The 16,866-nt window shown below is 70.4% G+C and carries 20 protein-coding genes; 11 read left to right on the forward strand and 9 right to left on the reverse strand.

Going from position 1 to position 16,866, the window contains the following annotated elements; translation table 11 throughout:
- Window positions 1–33: 33 nt before the first annotated feature.
- Window positions 34–366, forward strand: a complete 333-nt coding sequence (gene purS, locus H521_RS0109230; protein ID WP_026482117.1) for a phosphoribosylformylglycinamidine synthase subunit PurS — start codon at window positions 34–36, stop codon at window positions 364–366.
- A gap of 13 nt (window positions 367–379) precedes the next feature.
- Entirely contained in the window at window positions 380–1,078 is a 699-nt protein-coding gene (gene purQ, locus H521_RS0109235; protein WP_022892740.1) for a phosphoribosylformylglycinamidine synthase subunit PurQ, read from the forward strand.
- Window positions 1,079–1,333: 255 nt separating this feature from the next.
- On the opposite strand, the gene H521_RS0109240 is transcribed toward purQ, so the two are convergent.
- Both H521_RS0109240 and H521_RS0109245 read right to left on the reverse strand, forming a co-directional pair.
- The gene (locus H521_RS0109240) at window positions 1,334–2,815 is read right to left on the reverse strand and encodes a catalase (protein WP_022892741.1); all 1,482 of its coding nucleotides are present in this window, start codon (window positions 2,813–2,815) and stop codon (window positions 1,334–1,336) included.
- 140 nt (window positions 2,816–2,955) lie between these two features.
- On the reverse strand, window positions 2,956–3,414 hold the full coding sequence (locus H521_RS0109245; RefSeq protein ID WP_022892742.1) for a Fur family transcriptional regulator: 459 nt from the start codon (window positions 3,412–3,414) through the stop codon (window positions 2,956–2,958).
- A 119-nt stretch (window positions 3,415–3,533) separates the two neighbouring features.
- Between H521_RS0109245 and H521_RS0109250 the strand changes: the two genes are divergently transcribed.
- Window positions 3,534–4,061, forward strand: coding sequence for a tetratricopeptide repeat protein (locus tag H521_RS0109250; protein WP_026482118.1), 528 nt, complete (start codon window positions 3,534–3,536; stop codon window positions 4,059–4,061).
- 43 nt (window positions 4,062–4,104) lie between these two features.
- Here H521_RS0109250 and H521_RS22535 read toward each other — a convergent pair whose 3' ends face one another.
- On the reverse strand, window positions 4,105–4,407 hold the full coding sequence (locus H521_RS22535) for a hypothetical protein (RefSeq protein ID WP_156891343.1): 303 nt from the start codon (window positions 4,405–4,407) through the stop codon (window positions 4,105–4,107).
- A 126-nt stretch (window positions 4,408–4,533) separates the two neighbouring features.
- On the opposite strand from H521_RS22535, the gene H521_RS0109260 reads away from it, so the two are divergent.
- Window positions 4,534–4,995, forward strand: a complete 462-nt coding sequence (locus tag H521_RS0109260; protein ID WP_022892745.1) for a DUF3817 domain-containing protein — start codon at window positions 4,534–4,536, stop codon at window positions 4,993–4,995.
- A gap of 27 nt (window positions 4,996–5,022) precedes the next feature.
- On the forward strand, window positions 5,023–5,838 hold the full coding sequence (locus tag H521_RS0109265; protein WP_022892746.1) for a shikimate 5-dehydrogenase: 816 nt from the start codon (window positions 5,023–5,025) through the stop codon (window positions 5,836–5,838).
- Window positions 5,839–5,845: 7 nt separating this feature from the next.
- Here the strand turns inward: H521_RS0109265 and H521_RS0109270 are convergent, their stop codons facing one another.
- Window positions 5,846–7,063 (reverse strand): MFS transporter, encoded by a 1,218-nt coding sequence (locus tag H521_RS0109270; RefSeq protein WP_022892747.1) that lies wholly within the window; start codon window positions 7,061–7,063, stop codon window positions 5,846–5,848.
- Between the two features lie 254 nt (window positions 7,064–7,317).
- On the opposite strand from H521_RS0109270, the gene H521_RS25005 reads away from it, so the two are divergent.
- The 5 genes from H521_RS25005 to H521_RS0109300 all read left to right on the forward strand — a co-directional run bounded on the left by H521_RS25005 (window position 7,318) and on the right by H521_RS0109300 (window position 12,690).
- The gene (locus H521_RS25005) at window positions 7,318–8,844 is read left to right on the forward strand and encodes an HNH endonuclease signature motif containing protein (RefSeq protein WP_022892748.1); all 1,527 of its coding nucleotides are present in this window, start codon (window positions 7,318–7,320) and stop codon (window positions 8,842–8,844) included.
- A gap of 302 nt (window positions 8,845–9,146) precedes the next feature.
- On the forward strand, window positions 9,147–11,435 hold the full coding sequence (gene purL, locus H521_RS22545) for a phosphoribosylformylglycinamidine synthase subunit PurL (RefSeq protein ID WP_040424359.1): 2,289 nt from the start codon (window positions 9,147–9,149) through the stop codon (window positions 11,433–11,435).
- Between the two features lie 114 nt (window positions 11,436–11,549).
- On the forward strand, window positions 11,550–12,059 hold the full coding sequence (locus H521_RS22550) for an NUDIX domain-containing protein (RefSeq protein WP_022892750.1): 510 nt from the start codon (window positions 11,550–11,552) through the stop codon (window positions 12,057–12,059).
- Window positions 12,060–12,061: 2 nt separating this feature from the next.
- A complete protein-coding gene (locus H521_RS0109295; RefSeq protein ID WP_022892751.1) occupies window positions 12,062–12,409 on the forward strand; it encodes a hypothetical protein in 348 nt (115 codons plus the stop codon).
- A 53-nt stretch (window positions 12,410–12,462) separates the two neighbouring features.
- Complete coding sequence (locus H521_RS0109300; protein ID WP_026482119.1) at window positions 12,463–12,690, forward strand: PLDc N-terminal domain-containing protein; 228 nt, start codon at window positions 12,463–12,465, stop codon at window positions 12,688–12,690.
- On the opposite strand, the gene erm is transcribed toward H521_RS0109300, so the two are convergent.
- Window positions 12,671–13,543, reverse strand: coding sequence for a 23S ribosomal RNA methyltransferase Erm (gene erm / locus H521_RS0109305; protein WP_051159243.1), 873 nt, complete (start codon window positions 13,541–13,543; stop codon window positions 12,671–12,673). The genes H521_RS0109300 and erm overlap by 20 nt on opposite strands.
- Between erm and H521_RS26075 the strand changes: the two genes are divergently transcribed.
- The gene (locus tag H521_RS26075; protein WP_169513977.1) at window positions 13,431–13,658 is read left to right on the forward strand and encodes a hypothetical protein; all 228 of its coding nucleotides are present in this window, start codon (window positions 13,431–13,433) and stop codon (window positions 13,656–13,658) included. The two genes, erm and H521_RS26075, sit on opposite strands and share 113 nt — an antisense overlap.
- 201 nt (window positions 13,659–13,859) lie before the next feature.
- Here the strand turns inward: H521_RS26075 and H521_RS0109310 are convergent, their stop codons facing one another.
- From H521_RS0109310 to H521_RS0109325, 4 genes are all read right to left on the reverse strand, one after another.
- Window positions 13,860–14,453 (reverse strand): hypothetical protein, encoded by a 594-nt coding sequence (locus H521_RS0109310; RefSeq protein WP_022892752.1) that lies wholly within the window; start codon window positions 14,451–14,453, stop codon window positions 13,860–13,862.
- Entirely contained in the window at window positions 14,450–14,869 is a 420-nt protein-coding gene (locus tag H521_RS0109315) for a hypothetical protein (RefSeq protein WP_022892753.1), read from the reverse strand. Before H521_RS0109315 ends, H521_RS0109310 begins: the two co-directional genes overlap by 4 nt.
- On the reverse strand, window positions 14,866–15,627 hold the full coding sequence (locus H521_RS22555; protein ID WP_022892754.1) for an endonuclease/exonuclease/phosphatase family protein: 762 nt from the start codon (window positions 15,625–15,627) through the stop codon (window positions 14,866–14,868). The genes H521_RS0109315 and H521_RS22555 overlap by 4 nt, the downstream gene beginning before the upstream one ends.
- A 77-nt stretch (window positions 15,628–15,704) precedes the next feature.
- Window positions 15,705–16,862, reverse strand: a complete 1,158-nt coding sequence (locus H521_RS0109325; RefSeq protein WP_026482122.1) for an alcohol dehydrogenase catalytic domain-containing protein — start codon at window positions 16,860–16,862, stop codon at window positions 15,705–15,707.
- Window positions 16,863–16,866 lie beyond the last annotated feature (4 nt).

Below are 16,866 nucleotides of genomic sequence, written 5' to 3' on the forward strand. Positions count from 1 at the left end.
ATCCACACTTTCGACACCGGACGGAGAACCGCGGTGCCCACCATCGTCGTCGACGTGATGCCCAAAGCCGAACTGCTCGACCCCCAGGGAAAGGCCGTCGCCGGCGCCCTCGCCCGCACGGGTCGCACCGGGTTCAGCAGCGTGCGCATCGGCAAGCGATTCGAACTCACCGTCGACGGTCCCGTCGACGACGCCCTCAAGGCGAGTGTCCAAGAGATCGCTGAAGAGATCCTCTCCAACGGCGTGATCGAAGACGTCGTCGGCATCCACTACGAGGTGACGAACGCCGAACTCGCCGCAGAGGCCTCCGACGCGGCATCCGTCACCGAAGACGGCTTCGGCGCCCCAGCCGGCGAAACGCACTGAGCGGGGTCCGACCATGCGCATCGGCGTCATCACCTTTCCCGGCTCGCTCGACGATCGCGACGCGCAGCGCGCGGTGCGCATCGCGGGCGGCGAGCCGGTCGCGCTCTGGCACGGCTCGCACGACCTCGAGGGCGTCGACGCCCTGATCCTGCCGGGCGGCTTCAGCTACGGCGACTACCTGCGCTGCGGCGCGATCGCCTCGCTCAGCCCGATCATGACCGAGGTCGTCGCTGCGGCGAACGCCGGCATGCCGGTGCTCGGCATCTGCAACGGCTTCCAGATGCTCACCGAGGCGGGCCTGCTCGAAGGCGGGCTCATCCGCAACGACCACGGCGGCTTCATCTGCCGCGACCAGGTGCTGCGCATCGAGAACGCGTCGACCGACTGGACCGGCGAGTTCTCGGCGGGCGAAGAGATCACGATCCCCCTCAAGAACGGCGAGGGCGGGTTCATCGCCTCAGATGAGACACTCGACCGGCTCGAGGGCGAGGGTCGCGTGGTGTTCCGCTACGTCGGCGTGAACCCCAACGGATCGCTGCGCGACATCGCCGGCATCTCGAACGAGCGCGGCAACGTCGTCGGCCTCATGCCGCACCCCGAGCACGCCGTCGAGCCGGGCTTCGGGCCCGACACCGCTGCCGCCATGCGCTCGGGCGTCGACGGACTCGGCTTCTTCACGAGCGTCATCCGCCGCGCCCTCGTCGAGGCGTAGCCGCCGAGCGCTCGCGGGCTTCCTCCGGTCCAGCGCTGCCGGACGCGGCGGGCGCTACACCCTCGCATCGGCCGGCTGGGCCGGCGGTCATCCGACGTACCGGTGCCTGCTCGGCGGGCAGGACCGAGGGCTGCTGATGGTCACTGCATCGAGCGATGGCTCGGCCGTCTCGGCGATCCATCGATTCCTCCGTTGACCCCGCACCGCCGAACGGGCCCGGACGCCAGTAGCATCCGGGCCCGTTCGTGCGACTGGTTACGCCGCGGCGCCGTCGGCGGCAGCCGTCGCGTGCGCCGCTCGAAGCACGACGCCGAGGCCGGCGTCGACGTTCGTCCAGTACTGGAAGAAGCGCTCGCGGATCTCGTCGATCGTGATCGCGCCGGCCTGGCCGGTCAGGGTCTCGAGCAGGCGGGCGCGCGCCGCGTCGTCGAGCACCTCGCGGTAGAGCGTGCCGGCCTGGCCGAAGTCGCTGTCGTCGGCGCGCAACGTGTACGCCGAACGCACGAGCTCGCCGTCGCTCTCCCAGCCGCCCTCGGCGGCGGCCTCAGCCGACGCCACGGGTCCGCCGAACGAGTTCGGCGCGTAGACCGGCGTGTTCGGCGCGTTGAAGCCGTGACGCTGCGCGCCGTCTTGCGAGTAGTTGGCGACGGATGCCGCGTGCGGCGCGTTCACCGGAATCTGGTTGTAATTCGTGCCCACGCGGTAGCGCTGCGCGTCGGGGTAGCTGAACACGCGGGCCATGAGCATCTTGTCGGGGCTGATCGCGATGCCCGGCACGGTGTTCGCCGGCGAGAACGCCGCCTGCTCGATCTCCGCGAAGAAGTTCTGCGGGTTGCGGTCGAGCGTGAGCGTGCCGACCGGGATCAGCGGATAGTCGGCGTGCGGCCACACCTTCGTGAGGTCGAACGGGTTGAAGCGGTACGTCTTGGCGTCGTCGTAGGGCATGACCTGCACGTGGAGGTCCCACTTCGGGTGCTCGCCGGCCTCGATCGCGTCGTGCAGATCGCGGCGGTAGAAGTCGGCGTCGGCACCGGCGATCGCCTCGGCGGCGGCCGGGTCGAGGTGCAGGTCGCCCTGCTGCGTGCGGAAGTGGTACTTCACCCAGAACTTCTCGCCCGCGGCGTTGATCCACTGGTACGTGTGCGACCCGAAGCCGTGCATCTCTCGCCACGACTTCGGGAGGCCCCGGTCGCCCATGAGGTAGGTGACCTGGTGCGCCGACTCGGGCGAAAGGGTCCAGAAGTCCCACTGCATGTCGGAGTTGCGCAGGCCCGAGCCCGGCAGCCGCTTCTGGGAGTGGATGAAGTCGGGGAACTTGATGGCATCGCGGATGAAGAAGACCGGCGTGTTGTTGCCGACGATGTCGTAGTTGCCCTCGGTCGTGTAGAACTTCACCGAGAAGCCGCGCACGTCGCGCCAGGTGTCGGGCGAGCCCTGCTCTCCCGCGACGCTCGAGAAGCGCATCAGGGTCTCGACGGTCGTGCCGGGCTGGAACACCGCGGCACGCGTGTACGCCGAGACATCCGCCGTCACCTCGAAGGTGCCGAACGCGCCGCCGCCCTTCGCGTGCACGATGCGCTCGGGAATGCGCTCGCGGTTGAACTGCGCGAGCTTCTCGACGAGGTACCGGTCGTGCAGCACCGTCGCGCCGTCGGCGCCGACCGTGAGGGAGTGGGCGTCGCTCGCGACCGGGGTGCCGGTCTGCGTCGTGGTGGGCGTGTTGGTGAGTTCCGACATGCGTCCTTCTCTCTGTTTCTCTTCGTTCTTTCTCTGGGGTCGCCGACCGTGGGGTCGACGGGGCGCAGTAGGGCGCGCCCGAGTCTCGGTCGCCGGATCGACCCGGCGCGATGGATGGGACCGGTACGGCCCCTGCCGGCTCAGCTCAGCGCGGTACTCGCACGGCCGGCGCTGCAGTCGGGGCAGACGCCCCAGAACGTGACCTCGGCGGTCTCGATGCGAAAGCCGTGCGTCTCGCTCGGTGTGAGGCAGGCGGCCTCGCCGACGATGCAGGCCACATCGAAGACCGTGCTGCAGGTCGTGCACACGAGATGGTGGTGGTTGTCGCCCGTGCGCGTCTCGTACAGCGCGGGCGAGCCGGCCGGCTCGATCTTGCGCAGCAACCCCGCCTCGGACAACGCACCGAGCACGCCGTAGACGGCCTGCCGCGAGGTGCTCGGCAGCACGCTTGCGACGCGTGCGTGCACCGCATCGGCGTCGAGGTGCTCACCCGGGCGGAACGCGTCGAAGACGGCGATGCGCGAGTCGGTGACCTTGAGGCCGGCGGCGCGCACGCGGGCGGCGAGCCGTTCGCTTGCGTCAGTGCCGGTCGAGGTCATGACTCGACCCTATCGCTTGTTTTGATTGTGTCAAAACAACTTCAGGGCGAGTCGGATGCCGCGGGCCGCAGCTCCTGCGGGTGAGCCGCCGCCCGGCCTCCCTCCTGCATGATGGAACGATGACCGACACCGCCCTCAGCCCCGAACTCGACGCGACGCTGCGCGAGATCTTCGACCGCCGCGACCGGGCGAACATGCAGCCGACGATCGACGAGTTCCTCGCCGTGCTCGAGCGCCACCCGGGCAACGCGTGGGTGCTCTACGAGGTCGGCGGGTCGTACGACACGGCGGGCGAGGAGCAGACCGCGCTCGGCTACTACGAACGGGCGATGGCCGCGGGCCTTGCGGGCGATGCCTTGCGCCGCTGCCTGCTGCAGTACGGCAGCACGCTGCGCATTCTCGGTCGCCTCGACGATTCGATGGCGGCGCTCGATCGGGCACGCGCCGAGTACCCCGACTCGGCGTCGGTGCGGCTCTTCCACGCGCTCGGGCTGCACGCCTCGGGCCGCAGCGACGCCGCCGTCGGCTCGCTGCTGGCGTTCGCCGCCGACGAGGTTCGCACGCCCGACGTGCTTCGCTACGAGGCGGCGCTGCGCGGCAACGCGGCGTACCTGCTCGGGCTCGACGAGGTGCGACCACGGAGCTGAGTGGGCCCGTCGTCGGTTTCCGAGTGACGTATGCGAGCCGGGTTCAGCGCTCGGCGCGGCGCTCGAGCGGGTCGGGCAGTACCCAACGCTTCGGGCGATCGGCCTCGGCCGGCAGCGAACGCCCCCTGAGATAGAACATGACGAGGGATGCCGCGATGAGCGCGGTGCCGAGCGGGATCACCAGGGTGTTCAGCAGGTCCAGTAGGAGCAGACCGAGGTATAGGAAGGTCTGACCCGGCTCGGTGTTGAGCCACGCGCTCGAATACAGCGCAGGCTGCACGAAGGCCGCGAGCACGCCACCGGCGAGCGCGAGGCCGATGCCAGACCAGAGCGTGATCTTCGGCATGCTGTCCTTCATCAGACCTCCCGGTTCGGTGGCACACGCTACCACCCGCGCACCGTCAATCGTTCGTTCGATGCGTGCGCTCAGCGGCGGCTGCGAGGATGGGAGCACCCGAACCCTGGAGCATCCGTGTCACCGAAACGCCTCTACCGCGCCCTCGCCTTCGCCGAGGCCGTCACCTGGACGATCCTGATCGTCGCGATGATCCTGAAATACGCGGCCGGCGTCGAGTGGGCGGTGCTCGTGGGCGGATCGATCCACGGGTTCGTGTTCCTCGCCTATGCACTCACCGCCGTCATCATCGGCGTCAACCAGCGCTGGAACCTCGGCCGCGTCGCGTTCGCCGTGCTCACCGCGATCGTGCCGTACGCCACCATCCCGTTCGAGCTGTGGCTCGTGCGCAAGGGCCACCTCGAGGGCGACTGGCGCCGCGAGAAGACCGACCACCCCGCCGACTCGAACTGGGTCAACGGGCTGCTGCGCTGGTTCCTCGCCCGACCCGTGCTGCTCGTCTCGGTCGCGGTCGTCGGCATCGCCGTCGTGTTCGCAGCGCTGCTCGTGATCGGTCCGCCCGGGGGCCGTGAGGCCTGATCCGTTCGGAGCGCGCAGACTGGTGGCATGCCCATTCTCAACAAGGACATGTCGGTCTGCATCTCGCTCGCGGGCAGGCCGTCGAACCTCGGCACCCGCTTCCACAACTTCCTCTACGACGAGCTCGGGCTGAACTTCGTCTACAAGGCGTTCACGACCGACGACCTCGAGGGCGCCGTGCGCGGCATCCGGGCGCTCGGCATCCGCGGATGCTCCGTCTCGATGCCGTTCAAGGAGGCGGCGATCCCCCTCGTCGATGTCGTCGAGCCCTCGGCCGCGGCGATCGAGTCCGTCAACACGATCGTGAACGACGGCGGGGTGCTCACGGCGTCGAACACCGATTACGAAGCGATCGCGCAGCTCATCGCGGAGAACGGGCTCGACCCGGTGCAGTCGGTGCTCGTGCGCGGGTCGGGCGGCATGGCGAAGGCCGTCGTCGCGGCGTTCCGCGGTGCGGGATTCGACGACGTCACGGTGCTCGCGCGCAACGCGTCGCTCGGCCCGGCGCTCGCGGAGCAGTACGGCTACACGTGGACGGCTGTCGACCCTGCGCCCGGCGCCGAGGCCATCGTGAACGTCACCCCGCTCGGCATGCAGGGCGCGGATGCCTCGGCGCTCTCGTTCTCCGATGCGCACATCGCCGCGGCATCCGTCGTCTTCGACGTCGTCGCGTTCCCCGCGGAGACGCCGCTCGTCTCGGCCGGCCGTGCGGCGGACAAGCTCGTCATCAGCGGCGCCGAGGTTCACGCGATGCAGGCCGCAGCGCAGTTCGAGCGCTACACGGGCGTGGCGCTGACACGCGAGCAGATCGCGCGCGCCGCCGCGTTCTCACGGGCGGAGTAGCTGCTCGTCAGTGCTGCACGCGGTTGACGATCGCGGTCCAGATGAGCGCCGTCGTCGAGCACGCGAGCAGCGCGACGAACACCCACGGCAGGCCGGCGAGCCCGACCACGCCGTAGAGCACGGCACCGAGCAGGGCACCGCCACCGATACCCGTGTTGAACGCGGTCGTGTAGAAGGATGCCGCGGCATCGCGGATGCGCGACGACGCCGAGTGCAGCAGGCGCGTGTTGAGCATCGGCGGCAACGCGCCGAACGCCATGCCCCAGAGCAGGAAGCTCGCGATGCTCACGATCGGCACCTGCGGGAAGAGCGCGAGCCCGGCCACGCCGAGGCCCGTCGCGACGAGTGCGACGGCGAGCCCCGCGGTCGGCCGACGACCGAGCACGGTGCCGGCGAGAACCAGGCCGGCTGCCCCCGCGATGCCGTAGGCGAGCAGCATCGGGCTGATCGCGCTCGCCGGCAGGCCCATGACGTCGGTGATGTAGGGCGCGATGTACGTGTAGAACGTGTACGCGCCGACCATCGTGACCGCGGTGACCAGGCAGACGACGATCACCGGCACGAACGTGGGGTCTCCGCGCAGGCGGATCGGCGCGGCATCCGCTTCACCGGCGTGGTGGCGCACCGGCGGCAGGAAGCGCCAGACGAGCAGCGCACCGAGCAGGGTGATCACGCCGATGCCGGCGAAGGCGAGTCGCCAGCCGAACGCGTGGCCGAGCGCGGTGCCGAGCGGCACGCCGAGCACGAAGGCGAGCGAGCCGCCGGCAACGCTGATCGAGACGGCGCGGGCGAGCTGCTCCTTGGGCACGAGGTGGCCGGCGTACGCTCCGACGACCGACCAGAAGAGTCCGTGTGCTGCGCCACCGAGGACGCGCGTGGCGAGCACCGTGCCGTAGTTCGGCGCGAGCGCGCTGAGCACGCAGCTGACGGCGAGCACCGCGAGGCTGATCACGATGAGCGTGCGCCGCGGAACGCGCTTCGTGAGGCTCGAGAGCGGCACGGTGAGCACCACGACCGTGGCCGCGAACACCGTGACGAGCAGGCCGATGAGGGGCTCGCTCACGCCCAGCTCGCGGCTCATGTCGGGCAGCAGGCCCGTCGGGATCATCTCGATCGTGACCGAGAGGAAGACGGCCGCGGCGAGCACGATGAGACCCAGCCACGGGAAGGGCGGCATCACGGCCGGCGTGGAGGACGTGGAGTAGAAGGGAGTGGACGGCGTCATGGGGATACCTGAGGAAGGGCGTTCCCGCGGGCGCGGGGCGGGGCTCCGCGAGCGCTACGGCGGGTCGACTACGCGCTTTGTGCGCGCCCAGGGCCGTCGGGAATGCGACGACCAGGGTCGAGTCTACCGCGAGCGGATGCCGCGTGGCGGGGTCGTGGGCCGAGCGACGGCCTGACCCGGGAGCGGTGTCGAGCGAGTTCTCCACATTCGAACATTTCTTCGAATCTGCGTCCGTATTCCGCTAGAATCGAACCATGCCCGAAGCCCCAGCAGCCCTCCTCGAACTCGAGGCTGCGTGCGCCGCGGTGCTTCGGCAGTGGGCGGGCGCGTTGCTCGGCTCCTCGAGCGACGCCGAAACCGACATCCGCGCCATGAACGATGACGGGCTGGTGCGGGCGACCGAGGCGCTGGCGCAATTGTGTCGGCGGGTCGAGGCGCTCCAGGCGAGGTGCGCGGCGGGCATCGCCGAGCGCTCTCGCGGCGTCGATGACGGCGCCGACCTGGCTCGCAAGCACGGCTTCGCCTCACCCGAGCGGCTGATCGCACAGACCACTGGTGGTCGCTACACCGACGCAGCTCGGCTCGTCGCCGTCGGCCAGGCGACGAGCCGCCGTGCATCGTTCACCGGCGAGGCGCTGCCACCCCGGCATCCTCACGTGGCGCAGGCGCTCGATGCCGGCACGCTCGGGGTCGCCGCCGCCGACGTCATCCGCCGGTTCCTCGACCACCTTCCGCCGAGCGCTGCGCGCGACGAGCTCGATGCCGCCGAGCAATTGCTCGTCGACCGCGCCCCGGCCGTCGGAGTCGACGGACTCGTGCGGCTCATCAGGCAGCTCGAAGCGCATCTCGACCCCGACGGCGTGAAGCCAAGCGAAGACGAGCTGCGAGCTCGCCGAGGCCTCTCGGTCTGGCAAGACGCGGCCGGCATGATCAACCTGAAGGGTGCGTTCGACCCGGCGAACGGTGCACCGATCAAGCTCGCGATCGAAGCGCTCGTGAGTGCAGAGCTGCACCGTGCTCGCGACGCGAAGCGCGGCTTCGGCGAGCGCGGCGACGCAGACGCCGGCGCCGGCGCCGGTGCCGGTGCCGGTGCCGAGGCGCGCGACACCGGTGCCGATCCGCTCTTCCGCGAAGAGCGCACGATCGCGCAGTTGAATGCCGATGCGCTCTCCGACATCGCCCGGCTCTCACTCTCGAGCGCGGGCGCACCCCCGGCGCTTCGCAGCGTGACCGTCGTGGCTCGACTCGATGTCGAGGCGCTGGTCAGCGGGCGTGGGCACGCCACCATCGACGGCGTCGATCAGCCCGTGTCGGTCGCGACCGCCCGCGAGCTCGCCGAATCCGCCGGTGTCGCCCCGATGCTCATGCGAAACGGCTGCGAAGTGCTCGACCTGGGCCGTGCGGCGAGGCTGTTCTCTCCCGCGCAGAAGCTCGCTCTCGTCGAACGAGACGGCGGGTGCGCATGGCCGGCCTGTCAGCGGCCCCCGTCGCACGCGCAGGCACACCACATCGCGTGGTGGGGTCGTCATCACGGGCGCACCGAGCTGTCGAACGGCATCATGCTCTGCAGTTTCCACCACCATCGCGTGCACGACGACGGTTGGAGCATCCGCATCCGCGACGGCCGCAGCTGGTTCGTGCCGCCGGTGCACCTCGATCCCGAACAACGCCCGCGGCCGGGCAACGTCGCGCCTCGGCTCCACCTCGCGCGACGGTCCGCCACGCACCCTTCCGCAGATTCGGGGCCACCGTCAGCGCAACCACGCACGGCCGCCGCATAGCGACGCGGATACTCGCTACGCCTCGATGCGCTCCGGGTTCGCGCTCATCGAGAGAGTGCCGACGCCAGAGCCGCGCGCCCCCGGCATCTACGACCGCAGATCCGAGATCCGTCCGCCCGCCCGCCCGCCCGCCACTGAGGCGCCCGAGGTCGCGGCCATCCCGCGGCCGGTAGACTGATCGGGTCAGGCATCCGCCCGCGGCATCCCATCGTCGCCCTCTCTGGAGCTCGCCACTCGTGACCACTGAAGCCCCCGCCAACACCGCTGCCCCGTCGACCGGTTCAGGGGGCGCCGCCACGGCCGTGCTCGACACCGTCGAGGTCGCCGCGACCACGCCCGAGAAGGAGCAGCCCTACGCTGCCCTCGGCCTGAAGCCCGACGAGTACGAGCGCATCCGCAACATCCTCGGCCGCCGCCCCACGAGCGCCGAGCTCGCGATGTACTCCGTCATGTGGAGCGAGCACTGCTCCTACAAGTCGTCGAAGATCTACCTTCGCCAGTTCGGCAAGAAGGTCACGCCCGAGATGAAGAAGAACCTCATGGTGGGCATGGGCGAGAACGCGGGCGTCATCGACGTCGGCGAGGGCTGGGCGGTCACCTTCAAGATCGAGAGCCACAACCACCCGAGCTACATCGAGCCGTTCCAGGGCGCCGCGACGGGCGTCGGCGGCATCGTGCGCGACATCATCTCGATGGGCGCCCGCCCGGTCGCCGTCATGGACGCGCTGCGGTTCGGCGCCATCGACCACCCCGACACCGCTCGCGTCGTGCACGGTGTGGTGAGCGGCATCAGCTTCTACGGCAACTGCCTCGGCCTGCCGAACATCGGCGGCGAGACCTGGTTCGACTCGGTCTACCAGGCGAACCCGCTCGTGAACGCCCTCGCAGTCGGCGTCATGCGCCACGAAGACCTGCACCTCGCCAACGCCAAGGGCGCGGGCAACAAGGTCGTGCTGTTCGGCGCCCGCACCGGCGGCGACGGCATCGGTGGCGCATCGATCCTCGCCTCCGACAGCTTCGACGAGGGCGGCCCGACCAAGCGCCCCGCGGTGCAGGTCGGCGACCCCTTCGCCGAGAAGGTGCTCATCGAGTGCTGCCTCGAGCTCTTCGCGGGCGACCTCGTCGAGGGCATCCAAGACCTCGGCGCAGCCGGCATCTCGTGCGCGACCTCCGAACTCGCGTCGAACGGCGACGGCGGCATGGCGATCGTGCTCGACGACGTGCTGCTGCGCGACCCCACGCTCACGCCCGAAGAGATCCTGATGAGCGAGAGCCAGGAGCGCATGATGGCGATCGTGCGCCCCGAGAAGCTCGACGGCTTCCTCGAGGTCGTCAAGAAGTGGGACGTCGAGACGAGCGTGCTCGGCGAGGTCACCGACACCGGTCGCCTGAGCATCATGTGGCACGGCCAGGAGATCGTGAACGTCGACCCGCGTACCGTCGCCGTCGACGGCCCGGTCTACGAGCGCCCCGTCGCCTACCCGACGTGGATCGACGCCCTGCAGGCCGACACGGCCGCGAAGCTCGACCGCCCGGCCACGCCCGACGAGATCCGCGCCCAGTTCCTGCAGCTCATCGGCTCGGCGAACCAGGCGGATGCCGCGTGGGTCACGAACCAGTACGACAAGTACGTGCTCGGAAACACGGCGCTCAGCTACCCCGACGACGCCGGCATGGTGCGCGTCGACGAGGAGTCGGGCCTCGGCGTCGCCATCGCGACCGACGCCAACGGCCGCTACTCGCAGCTCGACCCGCGCCAGGGCGCGAAGCTCGCCCTCGCCGAGGCCTACCGCAACGTCGCCGTCTCGGGCGCGGTGCCCGCCGCCGTCTCCGACTGCCTGAACTTCGGCTCCCCCGAGAACCCCGAGGTCATGTGGCAGTTCTCCGAGACCGTCGAGGGCCTGAGTGACGGATGCCTCGAGCTCGGCATCCCCGTCACGGGCGGCAACGTCTCGTTCTACAACCAGACCGGTGACGTGCCCATCCACCCGACGCCCGTCATCGCCGTGCTCGGCGTGATCGACGACATCGCCCGCCGCATCCCGAGCGGCTGGCAAGACGACGGCCACAACATCTACCTCCTCGGCGACACCGCGCTCGAGCTCGACGGCTCCGCATGGGCCGGCGTCGTGCACGGCCACCTCGGCGGTCGCCCGCCGGCCGTCGACCTCGCCGGCGAGAAGCGCCTCGCCGAGCTGCTCAACGCCGCGGCGATCGAGGGCCTCATCGACTCGGCGCACGACCTCTCCGACGGCGGCCTCGCGATCGCCCTCGCCGAGGCGGTCGGCCGCTTCGGCCTCGGCGCCCGCGTGGTGCTCGACGAGGTCGCCGGCGACGCCGGCATCGACCTCGCCACCGCGCTCTTCTCCGAGTCGACGGGCCGCGTCATCGTGACCGTGCCGCGCGAAGACGACGTGAAGTTCCGCGGGCTCTGCGAGGGCCGCGACTACCCGGTGCGTCGCATCGGCGTGACCGACGCGACATCCGGAGCCCTCGAGGTGCAGGGCCTCTTCACCGTCTCGATCGACGAGCTGCGCGGCATCAACCGCGCCCCGCTCGCCGATGCGTTCGGCCCCATCGTCGGGTACTGACATCCGCTGTCGCGCAGCACTCGCCGTGACCCGCCACGACCTGGCATCGAGTCGCCAGAAACCGATGCAAGACCGCGTCGGAAGCGCGTTTTCTGGCGACCCCGCGGTGATGGCGTGAGCATCGAGGGTGCGGGTGCGGGCACCGCGTACTCCGAGGCGTACGCGGCGTCCCACGGACGCTTCGCGGTCATTCCGGCGGCGTACGTCGTGCTGCGGCGCGGCGACGAGGTGCTGCTCCAGCTTCGGCGTGGCACCGGGTATTTCGACGAGCACTGGGCGTGTGGCGCGGCCGGGCACGTCGAGCAGGGCGAGTCGCTGCTCGCCGCGGCCACTCGCGAGACCCGCGAGGAGCTCGGGGTCGAACTCGACGAGTCGGCGCTCACGGTGCTCACCGTCATGCACCGCACTGGTGGGGCTCCGCACCGGGCGATCGAGGAGCGCATCGATGTGTTCTTCAGCGCCACCGAATGGCAGGGCGAACCGACGCTGATGGAGGACAAGGCGGTCGAGCTCCGCTGGTTCGCGCTCGACGCCCTGCCCGAGCCGGTCGTGCCGCACGAGCTCGAGGTGCTCGAGGCGCTGCGCGACGACCGGCTCGCCCCGATCACGCCCCACGGGTTCTGATCATGAGCCCTGCATCGTGGCCGCTCTCCCTCGTCTGGGTGCCGGTCGCCGTGTTCGCACTCGCGATCGTGATCGGCATCGTCGTGCGGTGGATCCGCGCTCCGAAGGGTGCTCGCTCGCGCTTGCGACACGCCCTCGGGCCGCTCATGAGCGCCGGCGAGAAGTACCAGGAGCTGCACACCGGCCAGCGCGGCCTGCAGGACTCGATCATCGAGGCGGTGCAGGAACAGGAGTCGCAGGGCTCCGAGCGCGGGTCGGGCAACGGCACGGGTGACGGGGCCGGTGACGGAACCGGTGACGGCGCGGATCATCAGTCGAACGACGCGACCGCCACCGATCGCTCGCGGTAGCCTGAACGTCACGAGTCGGCACGGAATCAGACTGCGACGGGCGGAACGGCACCATGGATGGATTCTTCGGCTGGCATCTGGTCGGCCTGCTCATCGGCGTCGCATACCTCGCCATCATCATCTGGGTCATCTCGCGCATCTTCCGTACCAACGAGCTGAACGAACTCGAACGATGGGTGTGGGCGATCGCGGTGTTCTGCTTCCCGCTCGTCGGCTCCATCGTGTGGTTCGCTGCCGGGCCGCATCCGTTCGGCATCCGCATCAGTCGCGACCTCCGCTAGCGCCGCGACGCCGCACCGTGCGCGGTGTCTCGCGCACCGCCGACCAGACCGTGGCCCAGTGCTCCCCCGTCAGGCGGCTCGGCAGCACGTGAGCCGGCAGGCCGAGTGCGCGCAGCACTCGCCGGCCCCGCTCGACGGGCAACGGGCGAGACGTGCGTGCGAGGATCTGCGCCATGCCGTTGCCGCGCCCCTGGTAGGCCTCGCCGACGAAGGCCTGGAACGCCGCCCGCTCTGCGACATCGACGAGCGGGTCGCGCCGCCGCTCGACACCGAACACCCCGCCATCGACCGACGGCATCGGCCGGAAGGCACGCGCCGGCACCCGCTCGTGCAGGGTGAACGCGAACCACGGATCCCACTGGGCGGTCAGCAGGCTCGAGCCGCCGACGCCGCAGCGCCGCCGAGCCACCTCCCACTGCGTGAGCAGCACCGCGTCGGTCCAGTGGCCTCGCGCGAGGAGCGACCGCATGATCGCCGTCGTGAGATGGAACGGCACGTTGCCGACGACGACGTGCGGCGACGACGGATACCGCCAGACGAGCGCGTCGGCCTGCACGACGGTGACGCGACGGCCGTGATCGCCGTCGGGGCCCAGTTCTCGGCGCAGCGCATCGGCCCGCCGCGGATCGAGTTCGAGTGCGGTGAGCGGCCTCCCCAGCTGCGCGAGCGGTCGGGTGAGCGCACCGCCACCGGCGCCGAGCTCGATGATCGGGCCGGACGTCGCCGCGACGAGTGCGACGATGCCGTCGATCACCCGACGGTCGGTCAGGAAGTTCTGCCCGAGCTCGTGGCGACCGCCCACGATCGACGGCGACGACAGCGATGGCGATGGCGATGGCGATGGCGATGGCATCGAACCGCGAGAAGAACCGGCACGAGGTGAACGGGCACGGGAGGAACGGGAGGAACGGGAGGAACGGGAGGAACGTGAAGAACGTGAAGAAGAAGAAGAAGAAGAAGACGCGTGAGTACGCAATGAAAGCTCCGCTGGCGAGAATCGTCAGCCGGGTACGCCGAACCGCACCGCGGCCAGGGTCATGGCCGAGGCGGAGGGACGCGAGAACGTTCGGTCGCTCCGCCTCAGGCGGTGCGGGGCCGAATGATCATTGCCGTGGAGTTACAACACACGATCGTCGACCTTAGCAAACCCGCTCGAACGACGCATCCGCTCAGGCGCCCGTCGGGTGCGCGAGCAACTCGACCCGCTCGCCGAGGTAGCGGTCGAGGGGCGTGAGCGCGTCGGGTTGCGCCGGGTTCCAGCGCACCACCACGGCGTCGCCGACGAGCACGAGCGGGCCGGATGCCCCGGTGCGGGCGAGCTCGGCCGGGTCGATCGGCGCCGCACCGAAGTTCACCGTCTCTCCTTCGGCGATGCCGCCCTTCACGGCGGCAGCGCGAAGGGCGCGCTGTTCGGCGATCGCCGCCGCGGGGGTGCTGCGTCGGGCCGGACGCTCGGCGCGTACCGCTCGACCAGTGGCGAACAACCGGCCGTCGGCGGTGAGCAGCAGCACCCCGAGCCGCCACACCCGGCCGAGCGGAACCATGCGGGCGGCACGCGGAATGCCGAGCGTGCGCCGCTCTGCCACATAGTCGGCGAGGGTCTCGTCACGGGCACCGTGCCGCTCCAGCTCGGCGACCGCGCTGCCGACGGGCCCGGTCAAGAGCTCCGCCACGAGCGCGACCGCGCGGCCGGCCGCGGCCGACGCAGGCTCGATCGACTCAGGCTCGACCGGCGCAGGCTCCGCGCCCGAGGCATCCGTCATCGCGATCGTCCGACGAGCTCGAGCATGGCGAGACCGTAGGCCTCGGAGACATCCGGATGCTCGAAGCGCCGCCGCGCTCCGGCCAGCTCGATCTCGACCTCGAACGCGTCGTCGAGCCGCCGCAGCGCACGGAAGGTCGACCGCAGCAGCTCACGCAACTGGTCTTCGCGGGGCAGCCACACGGCGTCGCCGATCGAGACGGAATCGAGCGCCCACTCGGTCGTGCCGTTGAAGCCGAGGATGGTTCCCGTCGGGAAGCGGTGCGCCTCGATCGTCATCTCGCTCACGGTGAAGACGTCGGCCTCCACCTCGGCCTCGACGGTGTCTGGCAGGTCGAGCTGGAACCGGTCGCCCGATTCGGGGTGCCAGACGAGCCCCGCCTCACGCAGCGCGAGCGCCAGCTCGCGGCTGATCATGGCACGTCCGCGGCCGTGTCTGAAATGCCCGCCGCAGCCTCGTCATCGGCTTCGTCGGCGTCGTCGACATACGCCGCATGCGCGCCATAGGCGCTGTAGTCCGCGTTCACGAGGATCGGCATGTGGTCGGATGACCCTCGCTCGAGCGTCTCGATGCCCACGATGTCGAACCCGACCGAGGTCGCGAGATCGAAGTGCCCGCGGAAGAACTTGTACCGCGTATACGTGCGCTTGTCGCTGAGCGTCAGGTCGTAGCCCGAGTCGCGCACCTTCTCGCCGAGGTTCTCCTTGAAGATCGGGTAGTTGTAGTCGCCGACCATGAGCGTCGGCAGGCCCGGCCCGAGAAACTGCAGCTCACCGAGCGCCGTCTTGATCTGGTGGCGACGCAGCGAGTTGAGCGCGGTGAGCGGCGCCGCGTGGAACGACGCCACGATGAGCTCGCGCTGCGCCTCGAGGTCGAGCAGGCGCACACCGATGAGCCGTTCATGTGCGGGGCGCAGCAAGCGGTCGTGCAGCGACTTCTTGAGCACGAACGCCTGCACGCGCCGCGCGGTGAAGCGGTCGGCTCGGTAGTAGAGGGCGAGCCCGAGGCGGTTGCGCTGGGTGGCGTCGGCCAGCTCGAGCGTGCCGATCTGCTGCGGCAGGTCTTGCGTGTCGCATTCCTGCAGGCAGAGGATATCGGGCGCATAGCGCTTGACGATGCCCACGAGCTCCCCGCTCGCCCGGTGCTTGCGAAGGTTGTAGCTGATCACACGCATGATCGAATCAGCCTACGTCGCCTGGCTCCGGACTGGCACAGAATTCGGCCGTGGACCGCCGCACCGCACCTCCACGATCAGAACGGCCGGCGCCCCGGCGCCACGCCGACCCGCACGTGCAGCCCGGTCCCGGCCTCGTCGATCGCGAGATCGAGTTCGGTGAGCGGATGCGTCGCGCCCACGAGTTCATCGAGCGGCAGCTCCCGCCACGACCGCTCGAGGAACTCGACGGCACGCACGAGCTGCGATGCCGCGTAGTTGTGCACGCCAGTGACGGTGACGAGCCGCCGCACGATCGACTCGGGGTCGATGCCGACCTCGGGGCCGGGCGAGACGCTGCCGACGAGCACCGCGACGCCGCCGACGCCGACGGTGTCGAGCACGGTGCGCACACCGGCGGCGGATCCGGATGCCTCGATCGCCACGAGCACCTCTCGGAACCCCCGCGCCTCGAAGCGGGCGAGCACGGCGTCGAGCCGGTCGTCCGAAGCGCCGCGTGCGGCGGGGTCGGCCGTGACGGCGCCGAGCCGACGGGCGAACGAACGCCGCGCGGCATCCGGATCGGAGACGATCACCTCGGCGCCCACCTCGACGGCCATCGCCGCGACCGTCAGGCCGATCATGCCGGCGCCGGTCACGAGCACGAGCGCACCGTCGAGGTCGATGCGCGCCGTCGCCGCGTCGAGCGCCGCCACCGCGGTGGCCGTGGCGCACGATGCCGGCGCCGCGACCGAGGCGGGCAGCGTCTCGCTCACGGGAACGGTCGCGGTGCCCGCGCGCAGCTGCACGTGCGTGGCGAAGCCGCCCGAGAGTTCCCAGCCCCGATGCACCCGCTCGTGCCCGTACTTCGCCAGTGAGCGGCACTTCTGGGTGAGGCCGCGGCTGCAGCGATCGCACGTGCCGCAACTGACGGTGACCGACCAGATCACGCGGTCGCCGAGTTGGAGCGGCAGACCGTCGGCGCGCACGGCGCCCTCGCCCACCGCGATGACCCGGCCGACCTGCTCGTGACCGAGCACGAGCGGGGCCGGGGCCGAGCGATCGCCGCGCACCGTGTGCACGTCGGAGCCGCAGATCGTCGCGAGTTCGATCTCGACGAGCGCCTCCCCCGCCGCGAGCCGAACGCCGGGCGCCGCGAGGGCGTCGTGCGGTCGGCCGGGCTCGTTCCAGACCATGGCCACGGGCGAAGGCTTCACGATCACGTCGAGCTCGCCGATTCGTTCCACGGTGTGCACCGGT

The organism is Agromyces subbeticus DSM 16689 (assembly GCF_000421565.1).
Classification (GTDB): domain Bacteria; phylum Actinomycetota; class Actinomycetes; order Actinomycetales; family Microbacteriaceae; genus Agromyces; species Agromyces subbeticus.

Coding starts and splice junctions, on each gene's coding strand:
- H521_RS0109310 (WP_022892752.1), bottom strand. CDS start 14,453: ATGACGGATGCCTCGGGCGCGGAGCCTGCGCCGGTCGAGCCTGAGTCG.
- H521_RS0109270 (WP_022892747.1), bottom strand. CDS start 7,063: ATGACGCCGTCCACTCCCTTCTACTCCACGTCCTCCACGCCGGCCGTG.
- H521_RS0109300 (WP_026482119.1), top strand. CDS start 12,463: ATGGATGGATTCTTCGGCTGGCATCTGGTCGGCCTGCTCATCGGCGTC.
- H521_RS0109250 (WP_026482118.1), top strand. CDS start 3,534: ATGACCGACACCGCCCTCAGCCCCGAACTCGACGCGACGCTGCGCGAG.
- H521_RS0109240 (WP_022892741.1), bottom strand. CDS start 2,815: ATGTCGGAACTCACCAACACGCCCACCACGACGCAGACCGGCACCCCG.
- H521_RS25005 (WP_022892748.1), top strand. CDS start 7,318: ATGCCCGAAGCCCCAGCAGCCCTCCTCGAACTCGAGGCTGCGTGCGCC.
- H521_RS0109245 (WP_022892742.1), bottom strand. CDS start 3,414: ATGACCTCGACCGGCACTGACGCAAGCGAACGGCTCGCCGCCCGCGTG.
- H521_RS0109295 (WP_022892751.1), top strand. CDS start 12,062: ATGAGCCCTGCATCGTGGCCGCTCTCCCTCGTCTGGGTGCCGGTCGCC.
- purQ (WP_022892740.1), top strand. CDS start 380: ATGCGCATCGGCGTCATCACCTTTCCCGGCTCGCTCGACGATCGCGAC.
- H521_RS22535 (WP_156891343.1), bottom strand. CDS start 4,407: ATGCCGAAGATCACGCTCTGGTCTGGCATCGGCCTCGCGCTCGCCGGT.
- H521_RS0109265 (WP_022892746.1), top strand. CDS start 5,023: ATGCCCATTCTCAACAAGGACATGTCGGTCTGCATCTCGCTCGCGGGC.
- H521_RS22555 (WP_022892754.1), bottom strand. CDS start 15,627: ATGCGTGTGATCAGCTACAACCTTCGCAAGCACCGGGCGAGCGGGGAG.
- H521_RS0109315 (WP_022892753.1), bottom strand. CDS start 14,869: ATGATCAGCCGCGAGCTGGCGCTCGCGCTGCGTGAGGCGGGGCTCGTC.
- erm (WP_051159243.1), bottom strand. CDS start 13,543: ATGCCATCGCCATCGCCATCGCCATCGCCATCGCTGTCGTCGCCGTCG.
- H521_RS26075 (WP_169513977.1), top strand. CDS start 13,431: ATGCCGTCGATCACCCGACGGTCGGTCAGGAAGTTCTGCCCGAGCTCG.